This is a genomic window from Desertivirga xinjiangensis (assembly GCF_024436435.1).
Classification (GTDB): Bacteria; Bacteroidota; Bacteroidia; order Sphingobacteriales; family Sphingobacteriaceae; genus Desertivirga; species Desertivirga xinjiangensis.
In genome coordinates this window covers 40,155-61,799 of record NZ_JAFMZP010000009.1, presented here as the reverse complement: position 1 = coordinate 61,799, position 21,645 = coordinate 40,155, and the positions used below count along the sequence as shown (strand labels likewise).

Genomic DNA, 21,645 nt, shown 5'->3' with positions numbered 1-21,645 from the left:
TAAAACGCAGTTTAATCCAAAACGAGCGGTCAAGGTGCGGTTAAAGTGGGCTTGAGGTGCGGCTGGACTGGGCTTAGTTTACAGATTCTTTAACAGGGTGTCTCATCCTACTTCGTTAGCTTTTCGATTAACCGTGAACTCTGGCGGGCGCCTTCCTGCAGGCGGTCGGCAAAAAAGTCTTTTACCTGGTTAAAGTGGGCTAAGTAGCCGTCCATATCGCCATACTCGATAATAGAGGCCCACTCCCTCACGGCCGAATGGAATTCCAGATCATCGGCCCTTATGCTTTTGTCATATAACGCGGTTTGTATAGTTTGTTCCAGTAAGTCCTCATTTTTATAAAGGTATTCTGCGATACCCAACCGAAGGCGAAAAGGAGGTGTTTGGCAGATCATGTTTTCATAAGGATTAACCTTCATCTGAAACCACGCATCCACCATGGCAAGAAGGCTGAGGTGAGAATTCGGGCGATCGGGATCAGTCTCTGTGGCCATTTTAAAGTCACCCATCACCTCTTTATCAAGGGTGATGAACTCACGTTCCCCGTGGAAAACAAACTCTTTTGCAGCATGTATCCGCTTTCTGAAAAGATCTTCCTGCTCACAGATCATCATCTTAAACAACTCGGATTCAGACTTTGCATATTGACGAACCTGCTTACGCGCAAAGGGATTAAGGATAGCGAGGCCCGCATAAACGTGCGCCTTATAACTGAATATCCGCAAGGTGGTCAGAATCTTCACATTATCGATACCGGTTGAATAAGCGCCATGGTCCCATGGATAAAATCCGGCGTTCTTCCATGCTGTGCCCATACTTTCAAATCCCATATGCGTCACAGCCTGGGTATCGGCCATAATCTGATCGTGCTGCTGATAGCTATCCACTTCAATTATCTCAGACTCGAGATCCTGGTACAACTTCAGGGTCTTTTCATAATGAGCCTGATCAATTCGGTGCGGAACAATCACGAGCTTCTGACCTTCGGTACCGAAGGCCGGTCCGTGCAGAGAATGGCAGGTAAAAATGTGTACATCTGCCGGCAGAAAGGTTTCAAATGCTTCTATTTCCGGGGTCTTCACCGAAGTTTGACCAGATATTATGGCGCCATATTTCACAGAATCGGCCGTAGCAGCTACCACCTCGCTGATCTTTGCAGCTTCAACGGCATATAATAAAAAATCGGCCTGACGGGCAACAGATTTAGCATTTTCCAGAATAGTAACAGAAGTTCCCTGAAATGCATTTCTTAAAAGGTCAAAACGTTCCGGCAAATCGCATCCAATCACAGAATACCCTTTGCTGGACCATTTACGGGCGTAAATTGAGCCCATATCGCCGAGTCCTATAATTCCAATTTTCATTGCCGTAAACTTATATAATTTTTCGCAGGCTTTAAATGCACCGGCACGAATTGAATCAGCAGGAATTATGTTTACTTATTTAATAAAGGCTGTAGCTATAATGGAACCCTGGGTTTCATCGTCGGGATAATCCAGTTGTAGAAATGCTGCAATCGTTTTGGCTAACTGACTACTATAATAATGTTTTTTTTCCTGCACTTCTCCAAGTGGGGAGGTGTCAGGCCCCATGATCATAAACCATGTATAATTAGAGCCGGCTCTCCCGGGTCCATGGCCTTTCCAGGAGTTCCGGCCTGCGCCGCGACCATGGTCAGTAGTTATGATTAAGGTGGTTTTGTCCTGATAACGCGGATCTGATTGTATCCACTCCCATAGATCCTTAATATAGGCGTCCGTTTTTTTGGCAGAATGTAAATACGAATCGTAATGACCATGATGGGCAAACTCATCGGTTTCTCCGTAAGCGATCAACAGCAATTTTGGACCATTCTTCCTGATGTATTCCTTAGCGTATTGATGAGTGAACTCATCAAAACGGGTACTACCCCAGGGGCTGGGTGTATTTTGCTGAAGGTGATTGAGATATTTTTCGCGCGCAGAAAGGCGGGTGGCCCTTGCGGTATCATTTCCAGCATTTATATGAATCCCCGAACGCTTTTCATTGATGATATAGTGAAACACATCCCATGAAGCAAAGGCGGCCACCTTATTTTTGAAATTGGTCTGCTGATTTACAAACTCCAGGATGGTTTCATTTGGATTATTTCTTTTTGCGTTATTCTTAATCCTTTTATCGGGGGCCCCGGTTAAGAGCTCATTATACCCGGGATAAGATACCCGGTACCGGTTTATAACATTTACTTTATTGCCCAAGGTTCTATTTCCATAGATCTGGCCATGTGTGGCTATCGTACTCCAAATAAATGGTAACAGCTTCATTCGTCTGAGAAAGGGGTCATTATCCCAATAAGCATGCTCAAGAGATTCAATATCATTTACATATTTTTTATTTCGAATGATATCCGGGTCGGCACCTTGAAAAACTTCTTTCCAGCGCATCCCATCAAGGGTAACCAAAACAACATTTTCGGTCTTCAACTGGGCCGTAGCCGTGGAAAATCCGGCTAGTCCTAAAATTAAGAGGCTTAATAAAATTTTAAGCGGCATAATACAAACGGTGTTTCACAGTTATAACAATTAGTATTGAAAACTGGCTTTAACTTTTTATTATTAGTTATAAATCTTATTTTGACCGTGAATACATCATAAAACCGCTATGAATATCAACATCCGCAAACTAATCTGTTATACAATTGCAGTATATTTCTTATTCGTCAATATATGTGTCGCACAGGATACTACAAAAGTTATCGATCGCAGTCTGAATGGCCAGTACACCGAACTGCTTAAAAAGTCATGGTCACAACAGGGGTATAAGGTAGTTAATCAGGCCCGTTTGGCTAATCTTTGGAAAAATGTACAAGATAGCTTAAAGGCCGAGCGCGCCAGGTATGCTCCTCTTCAGGCTCGTATAAGCAGCCAGGAAAAAACAATCAGTGATCTGAGAGCAGAAGCTGACGCAAATGAGAAGAACCTCGAACAATCCCAGGCTTCAGTAAACGAAATCAGTTTTCTGGGAATGGCGATGGATAAATCAGCTTACAATACAATAATGTGGGGAGCAGTGATACTATTGGCTGCTGCTCTGGCAATTGTTATCTTCACCGCCGGAAAAAGTATCCGCGAGGCAAAATACCGCAGGCAATTATTTGATGAAGTTTCTGCCGAATACCAGTCGTTTAAAGTTAAGGCAAATGAAAAGGAGAAAAAGCTTGCCCGTGAACTTCAGACAGAGAGAAACCGCATCGAGGAACTGCTGGATAAAAACAGGTAGAAGTGAATTTTATGTTTAACTTTAACCTCTAGAAAAGCAGATCTTATATCACAATTTAAAGTGCAAAAAATCTATTTTAGAGCATTAGCCAGTTCTTTTTTGTTATGGCTGGCATGGCCACCAATGTCATTTACCGCTCCGCTGCTGCTGATGGCATTTGTTCCATTGCTATTGAGCACCGAAAGCATCATCGAATCTGATACTCCTAAAAAGGGGAAAAAGGTATTCTGGCTAGCCTTTCTGGTGTTCTTCGTGTGGAATACCAGTTGTATCTATTGGGTATTTAATTCATTGAACGCCGTGATGCCGGCGGGAGTGGCTATACTTATATCGCTTATTCCTTTCGGGCTTGCTGCCTTGCTGATGGCGATAGCTTTCTGGCTATATTACCAGTTACGGAAAATCACCACTAAGACCTGGAGTTATGCCGGCCTCGTTGTATTCTGGATCGGCTATGAATACCTCCACCAGAGCTGGGAACTTGCCTTTCCCTGGATGACACTGGGAAATGGTTTCGCCGGATCACATCAGTTGGTTCAATGGTATGAATATACCGGTGTTTATGGCGGAACACTCTGGATTTGGGTTGCGAATCTGCTGGCATTCGAATTAACCTTGTCCAGGGCTGAAAGCTCAGATGCAGCTATGAAGGCGCAGAAGCGGTATCTGCAAGTGCTTTTCGGTTGGGTAATGCTTCCGATCCTTATATCGTATACCATGTATACCAGGTATAAAGAAGCTGAAAATCCTTCCAATGTAGTTGTAGTACAGCCGAACATTGATCCTTATGAGAAGTTTAATTCCTTGCCCGCAAATGAACAGGTAAAACGGCTTATTTATTTGTCCGACTCATTGGGGCAGCCGAATACCGAATATTTTATCTGGCCGGAAACAGCGATTTCAGAAAGCGCAGATGAAGAAAGAATAAGATTTGATTCCAACTATGTCTCCATCAAATCTTTTTTGCAGAAATATAAAAACGGTAACGTGTTGTCGGGTATTGAAAGCTATCTGTTATACGACACAGCAAAAACTCCAACAGCGAGGTATAATGAACAGAACGGTATCTTTTATGATGCTTTTAACGCCGCTATACAAATAGAAAATACTGCGAGAGTACAGTTCTATCATAAATCGAAGTTGGTTCCCGGTGTGGAACAAACTCCTTTTTCCTCAGCACTTTCGTTTTTGAAACCTGTATTTGCTGCCTTTGGCGGTTCAACTGGTGGTTATGGATTCCAGGACGAGCCGTCGGTTTTCTATTCACAAACTGGAATCGGTGCAGCCCCTGTGATTTGCTACGAATCAATCTGGGGAGAATACGTTGGTGACTGTGTAAAAAAAGGTGCGCAATTTATCGCTATTATTACCAATGATGCCTGGTGGGGAGATACTTCAGGGAAAGACCAGCATCTTGCTTATGCTAAGTTGCGTGCAATTGAGACCCGCCGGTGGGTTGCGCGTTCGGCAAATACCGGAATTTCAGGATTTATAAATCAAAGGGGCGATGTTGTAGTGCAAAGCAAGTGGTGGGAAGCAACGGCGCTAAAAGCAGATATCAACCTGAACGATGAACTGACTTTTTATGTGAAACATGGTGACTATATTGCCGTTTTTGCCTCTATATTGGCCGTATGCTTCCTGATATTTATCTTAGTAAGCTTTCGCACCAGGAAACGCAGTGCACAGATATAAACTTATAAAATGACTTATCTTCCCCCTAAAGAACGTTACCAGTCCATGGAGTACCGCCGGTGCGGAAACTCGGGTCTAAAGCTATCTGCAATATCTCTTGGACTTTGGCACAACTTCGGATATGTAAACAATCTGGAGAATAGTCGAAACCTGATCAGAACTGCCTTTGACCATGGAATAACTCATTTTGATCTGGCCAATAACTACGGACCTCCTCCCGGTTCAGCAGAAGAAAATTTCGGAAAGATACTAAAGCTTGATTTCAAAGACTACCGCGATGAAATGGTGATCTCCTCAAAGGCCGGATATACCATGTGGGATGGACCTTACGGAGATTGGGGCTCGAAGAAATATCTTGTTTCCAGCATTGATCAAAGTTTAAAACGGATGGGCCTGGCCTATGTTGATATCTTCTATCATCACAGGCCTGACCCCGAGACTCCATTGGAAGAAACGATGGCTACCCTGGATCTGATCGTCCGCCAGGGTAAGGCACTTTATGCCGGTATATCCAATTACCGTCCTGAAGAGGCGGAAAGAGCTATTAGCATTCTGAAACGGCTGGGTACCCCCTGCCTGATCCATCAACCCAAGTATTCTATGTTTGAACGGTGGGTGGAAGGAGGTCTGTTAGACCTGCTTGAGCGGGAAGGAGTTGGGTGTATACCCTTTTCGCCTTTGGCGCAAGGACTGCTAACCGATAAATACTTGCATGGCATTCCGGCTGACTCGAGAGTTGCTACCAGCGGTATATTTCTCCAGGAGAGTCACATCACGACTGAAAAGATTGAAACAGTTAAAAAACTTGACGAACTAGCGAAAAAAAGGGAACAAAAGCTTGCTCAAATGGCTCTTTCCTGGCTATTAAAGGATAGTCGGATTACGTCAGTATTAATTGGGGCAAGCAAGCCTGATCAGATAACAGATGCCTTGAAAGCGCTGGAAAATACCAGTTTCAGCGAAGAAGAGCTAAAGTTGATAGACGAGATATTAAATATGGATATATGAAGAGAAAGCCATTAAATATGGCCTTCTCTTTATTAAAATGTTCTAGTGAAAATCGCCTTTAAAATCCTCTTCAGAGAGGCTTTCAGCTTTTTCGGACTCAAGCTTTTGCTGCATGGTATCCTCACGTAGAATCATATCTGCAATACTTGCCTCGGTAAGGATCTTCAAGGTAGCATCGCGCACATCTTTCATGACGTCGCGAATACCGCAATAAAGTTCGCTGGTGCATTCGTCACATCGCTCATAAAAATTAAGACTAACGCATGGAAGCAAGGCTATAGGACCATCTATAACTCTGATGATTGCCGCCAGCTTAATGTCTTCGGCTTTCTTCATCATGTAATAACCACCACCAGCACCCTTTTTACTGCCTAAAAAACCACTCCTCTTTAACTCGAGCAATATGGCCTCAAGAAATTTCTTTGGCAGTTGTTCCTTCTGAGCTATTTCGGAAATAAGCATCGGCTTATTGTCTTTATTTCGACCTAAAGCCATCAGAGCCTTTACTGCATATTTAGTTTTTTTGGTTAACACTGCTATTTGTATATAGGATTACTAGCAAAGATAGTATTATTTAATCAGATAGAATCCCACACTAACATTAATATCGTCCTTAGTGAGACCAGGATCACCACTATTCCAACTACCAGCATTATTGTTTTAACCGGAAGCTTACTCGACAGGCGCGCTGCTATTGGCGCTGCTAATGAGCCTCCAAGGATTAATCCGAGAATGATCTGGAAATGATTCATCCCAAGGAAAAGGATGAAAGTTACAGAGCTTGAAAAAGCGACAAAAAATTCTGTAAGGTTTACGGAACCAATAGTATAACGTGCATTTCGTCCACCTGCCAGCAGTGTGGAAGTAACGATAGGCCCCCATCCGCCACCTCCGATTGAATCCATAAAGCCGCCGAAAATAGCTAGTATACCTATATTCTTTGTTTTTTTCTTTTTGATCTTGGGAAGTAGCGCTTTGCGGATAATGATCACTCCCAGTACAAGGGTATACGAACTTACAATTGGCCTAAGAATGTAGCTATATTCCTCTAAGGAAGACAATATATATGCTCCCATAATAGCGCCAATAACGCCCGGAATCAAAAGGTTTTTGAAAAGCTTATTATTAACGTTACCGAAACGCAGGTGCATTAGACCCGATACTCCGGATGTGAAGATTTCAGAGGTATGAACACTGGCACTGGCAGCAGCAGGAGTTATTCCGAACGACAACAGGAAGGTTGTAGCACTTACTCCGTAAGCCATACCCAGGGCACCATCGATCATTTGAGCAATAAATCCGCCGAGCATGTAGATCAGCAGGTCTGAGGTGAATTGGTTACTCACCCAGGTTGTAGCAGTACTCACATGATCGTAAGTGATGTAAGAAAACAATAAATGGCCAAGAACCATAAGGCAAAGGGCAGCACCAATATACAGCACCACCTGCACTGTTTTCTTACGTTTGGGCGTTTCGGGTTCTGTGTCTATTGCTAGTACACTAGTTATATCGTTTAACTGCTTTACTTTGTCAGAAAAATCACCGGCTAATGAGCTACGAATTTTTTCCATGTTATCTAAAACATCGTTAATCTCGTAAGGGAAAGCCTCGTTCAATACATCTTTAACGCGTTTAGCGATGGTTGGCGATTTCCCATTTGTGGAAATAGCAATTTTAAGATTACCTTTCTGCACCACAGAGCTCAGGTAAAAGTCGCAATAATCCGGGGTATCGGCTACGTTACATAACACACCTTTTGCTTTACATTGCACTTGTATCTCGGCACTGATCGCTTTTTCATTGATGGCAATGATTGCCAGGTCGACACCTTCAAGATCACTTTCAATGAATTGACGTTCTTCAAACGGTACATGATGTTCGCTTAAAAACACCTTAACAGAAGGCATTATCTCGCGTGCAATTAGCCTGACCTTAGCTTCAGGGCTATTGCTGAATATAGCACGAAGTTTTTCTAGGGCAACATTTCCGCCACCTACAAGCAGTATGCTTAACTTTTCAAGCTTCAAAAAAACCGGAAAGAGTGTATTATGCTCTTTCCGGATCGGTAACGTTTCTTCTACGACAATTGTTGCAGACATGGTAGGTCCTAAAGATTTATCTCGGTATTGACCAAATTAGCATTGCGGTACTCTGCAAGCTGCTTATTGAATAACTTCGACTGATTCAAATAATATTCAGCAAACTCTCTTGAAGGCTCGTTCTGATTAAGCTGGTATACCAGATCATTGAAAGTGGAAGGTAGTTCAACTTTTCCTGAAGCAACAAACTTCTCGTCAAAATCTTTCACAATGCCCGATTGGGTGTTCGTTTTTACACTCTCAGACACAAGTAAGGCTTTAGCCGAATTGATGAAACCGGTGTAAGCATGATAAATAGAATCAGCATAATCGCCTTTTTCAAATGCTTGTGAACTCCAATCAAGTCTTTCTTCCGCCTCGTACAATAGGGTAGCTACAAGGTCGATTAGTACACTGGCACATTCCCCTACTCCAATCTCAGGCTTATAGGCTTCCGTTTGTTCCCAATCGATAAAATCGTCAGGCGTAATATTTTCCTGACTCGCAATTGGGTTTAAAAGGTCGTAAAAATAGATCTTTCCCTGACGGTTGTAATATTGGTTATAAAGCTCTCCTTCTGTCGAGTTCTTAAAGTAGTCTTCAAGTAATGTACGAAGAACCTGGGGACCACGTTTGCTGGGAACTTTGATAATCTTTTCTGAGGCTACTCCTGTTCCGTCACCAGTTGGGCCGCCTCCAAGGAGCACCTGAAGGGCTGGAGCTACCATCTTGCCGATCTTCATACTGGATCCATGAAAACCGATGGCACACATTGCATGCTGGCCACAGGCATTGATACAGCCACTGATCTTGATCGTGATGTCTTTGTTATAGATTAAATCAGGGTATTCTTCAAGAAGTACCCTTTCCAGTTCGCGGGTTATACCTGTGCTATTTGATATACCAAGGTTACAGGTATCGGTACCAGGGCAAGAAGTAATATCAATTACGCTTTCAAAGCCGGGGTTAGCCAAACCAAGTTCGTTTAGTCTTTCGAATAGGTAAGGAAGATTCTCCTCCTTAACATACCGAAGCATAATACCCTGCGAGTTCGTAAGACGTATATCATCAGCAGCAACTTCAGCTACAAGGGCTGCAAATTTCCGGGCTACCGGAGTCTTAATATCACCATTTTGCACCCGTATACCTACAGCCACATACCCTTCCTGTTTTTGAGGATAAATATTTGACTTTAACCATTGCTCATATTTGAGGGGGTTAATTATTTCTACAGGAGCCACCTCTCCTTCTGAAAATACCGGCGATGCAACGTCACGGTTAATTTTATAAGTTTTCACCTTAAGGGCCAAACGTTCTTTTTCGGCAAGTTCGAGAAATGCATCTTTCCCGATATCCTGGATAAGATATTTCAACCTTGCCTTATGTCTTTTTGCGCGTTCGCCATAACGGTCAAAAATTCTGATAACAGATTCGGCAAAAGGAATAATTAAATCCTCATGCATAAAGTCTGTAACCTCTTCAGCAATATGAGGCTGAGAACCCAGGCCGCCGCCTAATACGATCTTAAATCCTCTGACTTCCTGTCCGTTCTCAAATCTTACCTTAGGAATAAAACCGAGGTCGTGCATGAATGCAAATGCGGTATCTTTTTCAGACGATGAAAACGCGATTTTGAATTTGCGACCCATATCCTGGCAAATAGGATTTCTTAACAGGTACTCAAAAAATGCGTGTGCATAGGGAGTGATGTCAAACGGTTCTTCAGGATCAACACCTGCTAAAGGAGAACCTGTAACATTCCTTACGGTATTGCCACACGCTTCGCGAAGGGTAATGGAATCTTTTTCGAGTTCCGCCCACAGCTCAGGCGTCCTGTCCAGGCTGACAAAGTGGATTTGAATATCCTGCCTGGTAGTTATATGAAGATTACCTGTTGCATAATTATCTGACACATCTGAGATCCTAAGGAGCTGCTGAATAGTCAGCCTTCCGTAAGGAAGCTTGATGCGTACCATCTGAACGCCTTGCTGACGCTGCCCATAAACACCGCGAGCCAATCTCAGGCTTCTGAATTTCTCTTCGTGTATTTTCCCCTCTCTGAATAGTCTGATCTTCTTCTCAAGCTCAATGATATCCTTTTGTACAATCGGATTTTCCAGTTCAGTCCTAAAACCTTGCATTACCTATAGAATTAATGGTTTGAGTTGCGAAAATAAGGATAATAAAATTTTTGCTGAAATTTAAGTTTAAATACACCCGCTTCGAGGTCTTATTATGACACTCAAAAAACGGAAATGGTATTCATAAAAGATTATAACAGGCAGACGCGATCAGACTGATGTGCTGCTGCATAATGGGTGGTTATACAATACCTGAAAAACTTAAATCTTATTACGAGGTTTTCACAATAGGGTTTATATTAGATCAAGCAGACTGACATGACACAAATAAACATACCACGTTTAGATTTAAACGATTACCTTAATGGAACTGGAGAGCAGAAAAAAAAATTCTCTGAAGATATTGGTAAAGCATTTACTGAGACCGGCTTTGTCACCATTGCTAATCATGGTATGACCACGGCACTGATGAATGAGCTTTATGCCGAAGTGAAGAAATTTTTCAGCCTACCTGATGAAGTTAAGGTAAAATATGAGAAGCCCGAACTGGCGGGACAGCGGGGATATACAAGCAAGGGAAAGGAAAAAGCAAAAGACTCGAAAACACCTGACTTGAAAGAGTTTTGGCAAAGAGGGCAAACAATAAAGGATGCCGATGTTCCTAAAAAGGAGTACCCTGACAATATTCTAGTAGAAGAATTACCAAGATTCAATGAGGTTACTAAAGAAGTGTATGAGCGCCTGGAATATGCCGGAAAGTTCTTACTGCAAGCAATTGCAGTTTACCTGGGACTCGACGAAAACTATTTTTCAGAAAAGATACAGGATGGCAACTCTATTTTGAGGGCGATACATTATTTTCCTATTGAAAATCCCGACGCTCTGCCTCCGGATGCAGTAAGAGCCGGGGCACATGAAGATATTAACCTCATAACCTTATTGATTGGTGCCAGCGCTGACGGACTGGAAGTTCTGACACGCAACGGCGACTGGTACCCTGTTAAAGCCAATGCAGAAGATATTGTTGTGAATGTTGGTGATATGCTGCAACGTCTTACTAATAACAAACTGAAGTCGACAACGCATCGAGTAGTTAACCCACCGAGAGAGCATATGAAATCGTCGCGTTTTTCGGTTCCTTTTTTTCTGCATCCCAAAGCTGATATGGATCTTACCTGCCTGGATATTTGCATTGATGAGCAACATCCGAAGGCTTACAGTGATTGTACAGCCGGCGAATACCTGGACGAAAGGTTAAGAGAAATTGGTTTGAAAATGTAGAATGCTACCGTTTAACTGTAGCAAAATATTCTGTTTGAATGCGTTCAGACAGAATATTTATAATTGACTCGATTGAATTAACGCTTTCTATCGATCGAATATTTCCCGGATCCGGTAAAGAATAAGCCCGCAAAAACAGCTAGATAAACAAGCGATAGCTCTTTTACTTGTAAAGGATCGGCACTGTGAACAATGAAGAAAGCCACAGCCATTGTAATTATAAGAGGGATAACAGCCACACGGGTAAACAATCCTAATATCACCAAAATTGAACAAACAAACTCTGCAAAAACTGCCAGTACCAAAGATATTTCCTGTCCAACGCCCAATGGATCCCCGAACTGTAAGTTTCCTGCTACCAGTTTTTGGAGTTTCGGAAACCCATGTGTTAACATTAAACCTCCGGTAAACAATCTTATAATTAATAATCCAAGATCATAGGAAATAGCCGAACCAGATAAAAACTTTGACTTCATTTTTCTTAAACTTTTAAATATATAATTAAAGAGAGCTTTGTAAATATAGCAACTTGAACGGTTTTTTATCAATTATGTTTGAGGAAGCCTGAGCTGCCTTAATCGCTTAATTATTTCACTGTCAACTGGACTGCTTCCTGTTTAATACTGTTCTTCTCACAATAGTCAGCTATAATTTCCAAAATTTCTTTTCCAAATTGCCTTACTTTTTGCTTTCCAATACCTTTAATTTTCTCCAGACCGGCATTGTTGGATGGTAATTCCTGCACCAGTTGAGTGAGTACTTTGGAAGGCAATACGAGGTAGACAGGAACGTTGTTTTGTATGGCAAGGTCATCCCGCCAGTGTTTGAGACTTACGTACAACTCATGGTGGGCTACTCCGCGAGGAGTTTTAGGTTTAGGCGCCATCTCTTCTTTGACCAAGACATTACTATAATCTAGTTCCGCATTAGCCTTGTTTTTCAGATAAGACATCGTCTTAAATCCACTGGCACAAAGTTTCAGTCCTGAGAGCTTTATAAACGTCTCTTTCTTTAAATTGTCCAGGGCATCTGTAATACTTTTCCTCACCGTTTTATTGTCGGTCTCCACAACAATCTTCACAGATGTACTATATATAGCTTCAACTTTATCTGCGAAATAAACTGAGGCTTTCTTAAGCCTATCCTGCAATTCGTGGTTCTCTTCCGGCATTTCGGATGATCCCAACAGCCGGTGCAGTTCCCTGTTAAAGGTATCTGCAACAGTATAAACATTCTTTTCTGCAGTTTCTTTTATCCCTGTCAGCTCGTTCTTTACGGAAGCAGCGAGAATATGGTCGTTTTCTTCAACTAATCTGTTGCAATAGAAAAAGCGGCTTTTAATTAACGTGAAATCGAAGAGTTCAAAAAGCAGGGAACGCTGAAATTCAAATTTTGATTGGAGAAGCTGCTTTTCCCCGGGTGCATTTTCATCCGCCTTTTGCGAGAATGCGAAAACGGTTCCGTCTGTTTTTATGCTGTTTAAGGCCAGGGGAGAACGTAACACCATTCCTTCAAAGCTTTTGCAACGGCTCAGTGCCACATAAACTTGCCCATGAGCAAAAGAGGAGCTCGCGTCAATTATAGCCTTCTCGAAGGTGAGGCCCTGACTCTTATGTATGGTTATTGCCCATGCAAGTTTGAGCGGGTACTGAATGAAAGTACCTGCAACTTTTTCTTCGACTTCTTTCGTTTCAGCATTCAGTTCGTACTTAATATTTTCCCATTCCGCTGGTGTCACTTCTATTTCCCAGAATTCGCCAGGGCATTTCACGAAAATTATGTCGTTCTCTATTTTGGTGACCTTCCCGATTTTGCCGTTATAAAACTGCTTTTCGCGGGATGGATCGTTTTTAACGAACATTACCTGCGCGCCAACCTTTAGGTCAAGATTCACTACAGTGGGATAATTATATTCAGGAAACTCCTTATGAATTACCGCCGTGAATCGCTGTGTGGAAGCTTTAATCCCCGACAATCTTATTTCATTGATCTGCTGGGCAGTATTGTTATGACTGGTTAATGTTATATAGCCTTCTTCATCAGAAGGATTAAAATCAGGAATATACCGCTGATTGAGATGCTGTAAGACCTGGGCGTCTATCTGATTTTGACGAACCCGGTTCAAAAGATCAATAAAATGCGTATCAGACTGGCGATAAATGTGTTTTAATTCGATGCATACCGGCTGCGCCTTTTGCAATGCCTTGCTGCTAAAGAAATAAAGATTTGGATAATAGTCCTTTAACAGCTTCCAATCATCCTCCTTGATCACTGGCGATAGTTGGTGTAAGTCGCCGATCATTAAAAGCTGCACTCCTCCAAAGGGCTTGCTGTGGTTCTTGTATCGCCTCAGCACCTCATCAATTCCGTCCAAAAGATCTGCCCTCACCATACTGATCTCGTCAATCACCAATAAATCAAGACTTTGAATTACATTTATTTTATCACGATTAAATTTCCTGTTCCGCTGAGCATTATTCCCTTCCCTTTTACTGCCATCCAGCTCCTGCGCGATAAAAGGACCAAACGGCAACTGAAAAAAAGAGTGGATGGTTACACCACCTGCATTAATAGCTGCAACCCCGGTGGGAGCGACAATTACCATCCTTTTCAAAGAGTCCTTTTTTAGGTTATGCAAAAAAGTCGTCTTGCCAGTGCCCGCCTTACCGGTCAAAAAGATATTTTTGTCTGTAAATTGTACAAAGTTGTAAGCCAGTACCAGCTGATCATTCTTTTGCATATTATGAACGTACAGGTAAGATTGTGCTCAACATCATCGAGTTTTGCATTATTAAGCGGAATCTTTCAAATATCATATGATGATATCAATGAGTTTTCTAATCTACACATATAATTATTTAAGATTAAAGGCGTTGGTTATACGCAGACAAATTTATGGCGAGTTTTAAACTAAAATCATTACTACTGTTTCTCCTGATCTATTTCATAGGAGCAAGAGACTCTTTTGCTCAGGTGAAAACAGATCAGATTGCTGAAAAAATGCTTGTTTATCAGCGATCGTATGGCGGCTGGCCAAAAGCCTTTGCAGGCAAAAAGATTGTTTATGAGCAGGACCTGAGCGACGACCAGATCCGTTTCATAAAGCGCGATATAGACGCCGAAGACGCCACCATTGATAATAAGGCTACAAGCCGTGAAATCAGGTATCTGGCTAAAGCATATAAGCAAACCTCCAATGTTAAGTACTTGCAAGCGGTCCAAAAAGGGCTCGACTACCTTCTTGTAGCCCAATATGACAACGGAGGCTGGCCTCAATATTACCCTGCAAAAAATCTATATCGCGGGCAAGTGACTTACAACGACGATGCCATGGTTAATGTGCTCAACATCTTGCAAGATATTGTCGAAAAAACAAACGACTTTGATGTTTTGGATGCTAGTTACACCAGCAAATCTATACGGGCGATTGACAAAGCAACTCAATGTATCTTGAATACGCAGGTAAAGGTTAATGGCGGATTAACTGCATGGGCGGCACAATACGATGAAAAAAGCTTGATGCCAGCAAAAGCGAGGGCGTTTGAGCCAGCCTCATTGAGCAGTTCAGAATCTGTTGGAATTGTAAGGTTTCTTATGCGTTTACCCAACCCTTCTGCAGAAATTAAAACAGCGATTTTTTCGGCCATGGATTGGTTCGAAAAGGTGAAGATCGCAGGTTTTGCAACAAAGAACATAACGAGTGCAGATCAGCCGACAGGGAAAGACCGCATACTCGTAAGCGATGAGACTTCAACCATCTGGGCAAGGTTCTATGATATACAGACTTTTGAACCAATATTCATTGGCAGAGATGCCGTGATTAGAAAAAGATTATCAGAAATAGACAACGAACGTCGTGTAGGTTATGCCTGGTATGGTACCTGGCCTCAGAAACTTAAAGATCACGACTTTGCTAAATGGAAAAAAAACAACGGACTATAAAGTTCTCTTAAAGTAATCTGAAACATAACTTTCAATGAAATCACTTTTTGCCTTAGTATTTATCATTTTTTCTTGTTCAACTTTTGCACAAACAATAGAAAATCCGCGTGTTCAGAGCAGCGAGGACCCGACTACGCAGATCATCAAGGTGGAGCGTAATGCTAAGTATACCATTTTAACATTTGAGCATGCGCAAACAGAGGAAGCAGGCTGGATTACGCTGAATAAAGGGATATACTTGCAGGATTACGACGGCCATGAAATGTACAAATTCATTAAATGCGAAGGAATTCCACTGATGCCTGAAAAAAAAGAACTGGCTGCTGGTGCCCCTAAATTTACCTTTAAGGTTTATTTTGAAAAAGTCCCCGCTTCAGTAAAACGCATTAATGTTATCGAAAGAGCAACGCCAAAAACTGAAAGAGGCAGCTACTTCAACTACTTCGGTCTTAGCCTAAGTGAATCAGACAAAGGTGAGAATGGCCCTAAATACCAGATTTAACAGATTAATTTCGAGCAAACGTTAGGCCTTGAAGCTCAGGCCCTAGGCTTTAAGAAATACTTTAATCAAGCCCTTGATAAACAAATTTAAATTCATACTTTTGCGTTCCCATTTTGGGAATAGAATATTAAAAGCAAATTTTTAACTTAAAAACAGTAAATGCCTACTATTCAACAATTAGTTAGGAAAGGTAGAGTAGCTCTGGAGGACAAGAGTAAATCCCCAGCGTTGGACAGCTGTCCACAGCGAAGAGGCGTGTGTACCCGTGTATACACCACTACCCCTAAAAAACCAAACTCAGCAATGCGTAAAGTTGCCCGTGTTCGTTTAACGAACGGTAAAGAGGTGAACGCTTACATTCCGGGAGAAGGACACAACTTACAGGAGCACTCTATCGTATTGATCCGTGGCGGTCGTGTTAAAGATTTACCGGGTGTACGTTATCACATCATCCGTGGTGCTTTAGATACTTCTGGTGTTGCCGGAAGAAATCAACGTCGTTCAAAATATGGTACAAAACGCCCTAAACCAGGACAAGCAGCTGCAGCTCCTGCAAAAGGTAAAAAGAAATAAGGAGGATTAAGAAATGAGAAAGTCAAAACCAAAGAAAAGAATCCTTCTGCCTGATCCAAAATTCAATGAGGTAATGGTAACCCGTTTCGTAAATAACATGATGTACGACGGGAAAAAATCAATTGCTTATTCAATATTCTATGATGCCGTAGAATTGGTTGAGAAAAAAACCAGTGAAAGCGGACTAGAAGCATGGAAAAAAGCACTAAATAACGTTATGCCTGCGGTAGAGGTTAAATCTCGTCGTGTGGGTGGTGCTAACTTCCAGGTTCCAACTGAAGTTCGTCCTGAGCGTAAAATCGCTTTGGGAATGAAGTGGTTGATTCTTTACGCACGTCGTCGCGGAGAGAAAACAATGATGGAAAAATTAGCCGCTGAAATAATCTCTGCTTCTAAAGGTGAAGGTGCCGCAGTAAAGAAGAAAGAAGATACTCACAAAATGGCTGAAGCTAACAAAGCGTTTTCACACTTCAGATTCTAAAAACACCGGTTACACCGATTGGAGCGACAATATCGTCTATACGGTATTATCGTTCTTATCGGTGAAATCATTTATAATCAGTGTAATCATAATATAATGGCAAGAGATTTAAAATTCACAAGAAATATCGGTATCGCAGCTCACATCGATGCCGGTAAAACCACCACAACAGAGCGTATTCTTTATTACGCTGGTGTCAGCCATAAAATTGGCGAGGTGCACGAAGGTGCGGCTACCATGGACTGGATGGCACAGGAGCAGGAGCGTGGTATTACCATCACTTCCGCTGCTACAACTGTAAACTGGAAATACAGAAACAACACTTACCACATCAACATTATTGATACTCCTGGACACGTGGATTTTACGGTTGAGGTAAACCGGTCATTACGTGTATTGGATGGTTTAGTATTCTTATTTTCTGCAGTTGACGGTGTTGAGCCTCAATCTGAAACAAACTGGCGCTTAGCAAATAACTACAACGTTGCCCGTATAGGTTTCGTTAATAAAATGGACCGTTCAGGTGCTGACTTCTTAAAAGTTGTTAAGCAGGTTAAAGACATGCTTGGAAGCAATGCAGTGCCTTTGCAATTACCAATCGGTTCAGAAGATTCGTTCAAAGGTGTGGTTGATTTAATTAACAACCGCGGTATTGTATGGAACGAGCATGATAAAGGTATGACCTTTACTGAAGTGCCAATCCCTGAAGATATGCTTGATGAGGTTGCTGAGTGGAGAGAGAAATTATTGGAATCTGTAGCAGAATATGATGAGAGCTTAATGGAGAAATTCTTCGAAGCTCCGGATACTATCACCGAGCGTGAAGTTCTAGACGCTTTACGTCAGGCTGTTTTAGATGCTAAGATCGTTCCTATGGTTTGCGGTTCATCTTTCAAAAACAAAGGTGTACAAACTATGCTTGACTATGTAATGGAGTTATTGCCATCCCCTCTTGATTCAGAAGGAGTACATGGTACTAACCCGGATACAGGTGCAGAAGTTTTGTTAAAACCAGATGTTAAGGAGCCTTTTGCAGCATTGGCATTTAAGATTGCAACCGATCCGTTCGTTGGTCGTTTATGCTTCATCCGTGTTTATTCAGGAAATCTTGAAGCAGGATCGTATGTATATAACACCCGTTCAGAAAATAAAGAGCGTATTTCCCGTATCTTCCAGATGCACGCTAATAAGCAGAACCCTATTCCTAACGTAGGAGCAGGTGATATTGCCGCGGTAGTTGGATTTAAGGATATCAAAACCGGAGATACTCTTTGTGACGAGAAGAACCCTATTGTTCTTGAATCAATGAACTTCCCTGAGCCTGTAATTGGTTTAGCTATCGAGCCTAAAACTCAGGCTGACGTAGATAAATTAGGTATGGCTTTAGGTAAGCTTGCTGAAGAAGATCCAACTTTCCGTGTACAAACTGATGAGGAAACTGGCCAGACTGTAATTTCCGGAATGGGTGAGCTTCACTTAGATATCCTAATTGACCGTCTAAAACGTGAGTTTAAGGTGGAAGTTAATCAGGGAGCACCACAGGTTGCTTATAAAGAGGCTATCACCGGTACAGTTCAGCACCGTGAAACTTACAAAAAACAAACTGGTGGTCGTGGTAAATTCGCGGATATACAGGTTATTATTTCTCCTATCGATCCTGACTTTGAAAAAGGAGGATTGCAGTTTGTGAATGAGATCGTTGGTGGTGCTATTCCTCGTGAATTTATCCCTTCAGTTGAAAAAGGCTTTGCAGCTGCTATGAGCAATGGTGTACTAGCAGGCTTCCCTCTTCCTGACATGAAAGTTCGCTTAATTGACGGATCTTTCCACGCAGTCGATTCAGATGCTTTGTCATTCGAAATTGCCGCCCGTTCTGCTTTCCGTGAGGCTTTACCGAAAGCTAAACCAGTGTTGATGGAGCCAATCATGAAAATTGAAGTTCTTACACCTGAAGAAAACATGGGGGATGTAATGGGTGACTTAAACCGTCGTCGTGGACAGCTTCAAGGTATGGATACACGTGCGGGATCACAGGTTATCAAAGCCCTTGTTCCACTTTCTGAAATGTTTGGTTATGTAACTCAGTTACGTACTATCACTTCAGGTCGTGCAACTTCTACAATGGAGTTTGATCACTATGAGCCGGCACCTAAAAACGTTCAGGACGAAGTGATTGCAAAATCAAAGGGTAAAGTTAACGCTTAATAAGTTCGGAGTATAAGTTGTGAGTTTTAAGCACACAGCTTATTAATCTCTTAGTTAAAATAAACGCCCTGCTTAATTAATAGCTCTTAAGCAGGGTTTAATTTAAATTAAAATGAGCCAAAGAATCAGAATCAAATTAAAATCTTACGATTACAACCTGGTTGACAAATCAGCTGAGAAGATCGTAAAAACTGTAAAACCTACAGGTGCAGTTGTTAGCGGACCTATTCCACTTCCTACTGAGAAAAAAATCTTTACAGTATTACGTTCACCGCACGTAAACAAAAAAGCGCGTGAGCAGTTCCAACTATGCTCTTACAAGAGATTATTGGATATCTACAGCTCTAACTCAAAAACTGTAGATGCGCTTATGAAGCTTGAATTGCCAAGTGGTGTTGAAGTTGAGATCAAAGTTTAAGTATCTGCGATTTTAAGAGACAAAAGCCTGTTCAGACATCTGAACAGGCTTTTTTAATGTTAACTTTTGCCAGCTAAACAAATCACAAATTCGCCCTTAAGTACATTGGTTTCAAAATGTTGCTTGACGTCTGTTATTGTTCCTCTCACCGTTTCTTCAAAAACTTTAGTTAGCTCTCTGGAAACAGATATATGTCTGTCTTCCCCAAAAACATTGATGAATTCTTCTAATGTTTTTAACAAGCGGTGCGGAGACTCGTAAAATATCATCGTCCTCTCCTCTTCAGATAGCTCCCTCAAGCGTGTTTGTCGCCCTTTCTTCACAGGCAGGAATCCCTCGAAAGTAAACCTGTCGGACGGCAAGCCGGAATTAACCAGGGCAGGAACAAATGCTGTGGCTCCAGGCAGACATTCAATTTCCAGTCCGTTTTTGAGTGCCTCTCTAACCAGGAAAAAACCTGGATCTGATATTGCAGGTGTTCCTGCATCAGATATTAACGCTATCTTTTTCCCTTCCTTCAAAAAACGAACAATTTCGCTGCTTGCTTTATGTTCGTTATGCTGATGGTGTGCAAACACCTTCTTATCAATACCAAAATGCTTTAATAAGGGAGCACTTGTACGGGTATCTTCCGCCAGAATAACATCGGCTTCTTTCAAAATTCGTACAGCCCGAAAAGTAATGTCTTCCAGATTGCCAATTGGTGTAGGTACAAGAAATAGTTTTCCGCTCATATATACGATATCGAAAAAATCACAAGTTATTCCAGCTGAGTGTTAAAAAACTCCCTGCTTATCGTTCATAACTCATAACTCATATTATCTTTGTCAAAATTTTTCAAAAAGATGCTGCAAGTTAGTTATATCAGAGAAAACAAAGAGAAGGTTTTAGAACGTTTAGCCGTTAAAAATTTCAAACAGCCGGAACTAGTTGAGGAAATTATTTCGCTGGATGAGGAACGACGCCAAACTCAGTCGCAACTTGACTCTGTCTCTGCTGAGGCGAACAGCATAGCGAAACAAATCGGCGACTTGATGAGGCAAGGTAAAAAAGCCGAAGCTGAAGTTCTCAAGGCCAAAACGCCTGTGCTAAAAGAGCAGGTAAAGACTTTAAGCGACAAACTTACCGCCTTAGAAGAAGAGCAGTTAAATAAAACTATCCAGCTTCCTAACCTGCCGCATTCGTCTGTTCCGGAAGGAAAAACTCCTGAGGAAAATGAAACAATTTTTGAACACGGGGAAAAGCCGTCGCTAACGCAAAAGCTACCTCATTGGGAGCTCGCTGCGAAATATGACATCATTGATTTTGAACTCGGAAATAAAATAGCTGGCGCCGGTTTTCCTGTCTATAAGGGAAAAGGAGCTAAACTGCAACGGGCTCTGATCAATTTCTTTCTGGATCACGCCGAAGCTGCCGGATACCGGGAAATGCAGCCTCCTGTTGTAGTAAACGAAGCTTCGGGATTTGGAACAGGACAACTACCCGACAAAGAGGGACAGATGTACCATGTTGGAATAGACAACCTCTATCTTATACCAACCGCAGAAGTACCGGTTACAAACCTCTACAGGGATGTGATTGTGAAGGAAGATGAATTGCCCATAAAGAATTGCGCTTATACCCCTTGCTTTCGACGGGAAGCAGGTTCATATGGAGCACATGTGCGGGGTTTAAACCGGCTGCATCAGTTCGATAAAGTAGAGATAGTACAGATTGCACATCCGGACAGCTCTTATGCGGTTCTGGAAGAGATGAGCGCTTATGTGCAATCACTACTACAGAAACTTGAACTACCTTACCGGGTACTTCGTCTGTGTGGAGGTGATATGAGCTTCACTTCTTCCCTGACCTACGACATGGAAGTGTGGTGTGCCGCTCAGGAGAGATGGCTCGAAGTCTCTTCTGTTTCAAATTTCGAAACATTCCAAAGCAACAGATTAAAATTACGTTTTAAGGGCAAAGAGGGTAAACCTCAGCTGCCTCACACCTTGAATGGAAGTGCCCTGGCGTTGCCAAGGATTGTGGCGACTCTGTTAGAGAATAACCAAACTGAAAAGGGAATCAAAATTCCATCTGCTTTAGTGCCTTACACTAAGTTTGAGTGGATTGATTAAATCCCCAGG

19 protein-coding genes are annotated in these 21,645 nt (G+C 42.1%); 11 read left to right on the top strand and 8 right to left on the bottom strand.

The window, feature by feature from the left end; all coding sequences use genetic code 11:
• Window positions 1-107: 107 nt before the first annotated feature.
• Both J3P37_RS18685 and J3P37_RS18680 read right to left on the bottom strand, forming a co-directional pair.
• Window positions 108-1,364 (bottom strand): prephenate dehydrogenase, encoded by a 1,257-nt coding sequence (locus J3P37_RS18685; protein ID WP_256012881.1) that lies wholly within the window; start codon window positions 1,362-1,364, stop codon window positions 108-110.
• 75 nt (window positions 1,365-1,439) lie between these two features.
• Window positions 1,440-2,531 (bottom strand): alkaline phosphatase family protein, encoded by a 1,092-nt coding sequence (locus J3P37_RS18680; RefSeq protein WP_256012880.1) that lies wholly within the window; start codon window positions 2,529-2,531, stop codon window positions 1,440-1,442.
• Between the two features lie 109 nt (window positions 2,532-2,640).
• Here J3P37_RS18680 and J3P37_RS18675 point away from each other — a divergent pair, with 109 nt between their 5' ends.
• The 3 genes from J3P37_RS18675 to mgrA are packed head-to-tail and all read left to right on the top strand — an operon-like array spanning window position 2,641 to window position 5,961.
• Entirely contained in the window at window positions 2,641-3,258 is a 618-nt protein-coding gene (locus J3P37_RS18675) for a hypothetical protein (protein ID WP_256012879.1), read from the top strand.
• 60 nt (window positions 3,259-3,318) lie between these two features.
• Window positions 3,319-4,953: an apolipoprotein N-acyltransferase gene (gene lnt, locus J3P37_RS18670; RefSeq protein ID WP_256012878.1), complete on the top strand. Its 1,635-nt coding sequence runs from the start codon at window positions 3,319-3,321 to the stop codon at window positions 4,951-4,953.
• A 9-nt stretch (window positions 4,954-4,962) separates the two neighbouring features.
• Window positions 4,963-5,961: an L-glyceraldehyde 3-phosphate reductase gene (gene mgrA / locus J3P37_RS18665; RefSeq protein WP_256012877.1), complete on the top strand. Its 999-nt coding sequence runs from the start codon at window positions 4,963-4,965 to the stop codon at window positions 5,959-5,961.
• A gap of 42 nt (window positions 5,962-6,003) precedes the next feature.
• On the opposite strand, the gene J3P37_RS18660 is transcribed toward mgrA, so the two are convergent.
• From J3P37_RS18660 to J3P37_RS18650, 3 genes are read right to left on the bottom strand one after another with little or no spacing between them, the layout of a single operon-like run.
• Entirely contained in the window at window positions 6,004-6,495 is a 492-nt protein-coding gene (locus J3P37_RS18660; protein WP_256012876.1) for an RrF2 family transcriptional regulator, read from the bottom strand.
• A gap of 44 nt (window positions 6,496-6,539) precedes the next feature.
• Entirely contained in the window at window positions 6,540-8,060 is a 1,521-nt protein-coding gene (locus J3P37_RS18655; RefSeq protein ID WP_256012875.1) for a TSUP family transporter, read from the bottom strand.
• An 8-nt stretch (window positions 8,061-8,068) separates the two neighbouring features.
• Complete coding sequence (locus tag J3P37_RS18650) at window positions 8,069-10,180, bottom strand: ferredoxin-like domain-containing protein (RefSeq protein ID WP_256012874.1); 2,112 nt, start codon at window positions 10,178-10,180, stop codon at window positions 8,069-8,071.
• Between the two features lie 258 nt (window positions 10,181-10,438).
• Between J3P37_RS18650 and J3P37_RS18645 the strand changes: the two genes are divergently transcribed.
• A complete protein-coding gene (locus J3P37_RS18645; protein WP_256012873.1) occupies window positions 10,439-11,401 on the top strand; it encodes an isopenicillin N synthase family dioxygenase in 963 nt (320 codons plus the stop codon).
• A gap of 77 nt (window positions 11,402-11,478) precedes the next feature.
• Here the strand turns inward: J3P37_RS18645 and J3P37_RS18640 are convergent, their stop codons facing one another.
• Both J3P37_RS18640 and J3P37_RS18635 read right to left on the bottom strand, forming a co-directional pair.
• Window positions 11,479-11,877, bottom strand: coding sequence for a DoxX family protein (locus tag J3P37_RS18640; RefSeq protein ID WP_256012872.1), 399 nt, complete (start codon window positions 11,875-11,877; stop codon window positions 11,479-11,481).
• A gap of 110 nt (window positions 11,878-11,987) precedes the next feature.
• Window positions 11,988-14,141, bottom strand: a complete 2,154-nt coding sequence (locus J3P37_RS18635) for an HRDC domain-containing protein (RefSeq protein ID WP_256012871.1) — start codon at window positions 14,139-14,141, stop codon at window positions 11,988-11,990.
• Between the two features lie 155 nt (window positions 14,142-14,296).
• Between J3P37_RS18635 and pelA the strand changes: the two genes are divergently transcribed.
• The 6 genes from pelA to rpsJ all read left to right on the top strand — a co-directional run bounded on the left by pelA (window position 14,297) and on the right by rpsJ (window position 19,522).
• Window positions 14,297-15,343, top strand: coding sequence for a pectate lyase (gene pelA / locus J3P37_RS18630; RefSeq protein WP_256012870.1), 1,047 nt, complete (start codon window positions 14,297-14,299; stop codon window positions 15,341-15,343).
• 34 nt (window positions 15,344-15,377) lie between these two features.
• On the top strand, window positions 15,378-15,845 hold the full coding sequence (locus J3P37_RS18625; protein WP_256012869.1) for a hypothetical protein: 468 nt from the start codon (window positions 15,378-15,380) through the stop codon (window positions 15,843-15,845).
• A 159-nt stretch (window positions 15,846-16,004) separates the two neighbouring features.
• On the top strand, window positions 16,005-16,418 hold the full coding sequence (gene rpsL, locus J3P37_RS18620; RefSeq protein ID WP_079717716.1) for a 30S ribosomal protein S12: 414 nt from the start codon (window positions 16,005-16,007) through the stop codon (window positions 16,416-16,418).
• Between the two features lie 13 nt (window positions 16,419-16,431).
• Window positions 16,432-16,899 carry a 30S ribosomal protein S7 gene (gene rpsG, locus J3P37_RS18615; protein ID WP_256012868.1) on the top strand — a complete coding sequence of 156 codons (468 nt, stop codon included), beginning with the start codon at window positions 16,432-16,434 and terminating at the stop codon, window positions 16,897-16,899.
• Between the two features lie 96 nt (window positions 16,900-16,995).
• The gene (fusA, locus tag J3P37_RS18610) at window positions 16,996-19,104 is read left to right on the top strand and encodes an elongation factor G (RefSeq protein WP_256012867.1); all 2,109 of its coding nucleotides are present in this window, start codon (window positions 16,996-16,998) and stop codon (window positions 19,102-19,104) included.
• Between the two features lie 112 nt (window positions 19,105-19,216).
• The gene (rpsJ, locus tag J3P37_RS18605; RefSeq protein ID WP_040627320.1) at window positions 19,217-19,522 is read left to right on the top strand and encodes a 30S ribosomal protein S10; all 306 of its coding nucleotides are present in this window, start codon (window positions 19,217-19,219) and stop codon (window positions 19,520-19,522) included.
• A 59-nt stretch (window positions 19,523-19,581) separates the two neighbouring features.
• On the opposite strand, the gene rsmI is transcribed toward rpsJ, so the two are convergent.
• The gene (gene rsmI / locus J3P37_RS18600; RefSeq protein WP_256012866.1) at window positions 19,582-20,256 is read right to left on the bottom strand and encodes a 16S rRNA (cytidine(1402)-2'-O)-methyltransferase; all 675 of its coding nucleotides are present in this window, start codon (window positions 20,254-20,256) and stop codon (window positions 19,582-19,584) included.
• 111 nt (window positions 20,257-20,367) lie between these two features.
• On the opposite strand from rsmI, the gene serS reads away from it, so the two are divergent.
• Window positions 20,368-21,636 carry a serine--tRNA ligase gene (gene serS, locus J3P37_RS18595; protein ID WP_256012865.1) on the top strand — a complete coding sequence of 423 codons (1,269 nt, stop codon included), beginning with the start codon at window positions 20,368-20,370 and terminating at the stop codon, window positions 21,634-21,636.
• Window positions 21,637-21,645 lie beyond the last annotated feature (9 nt).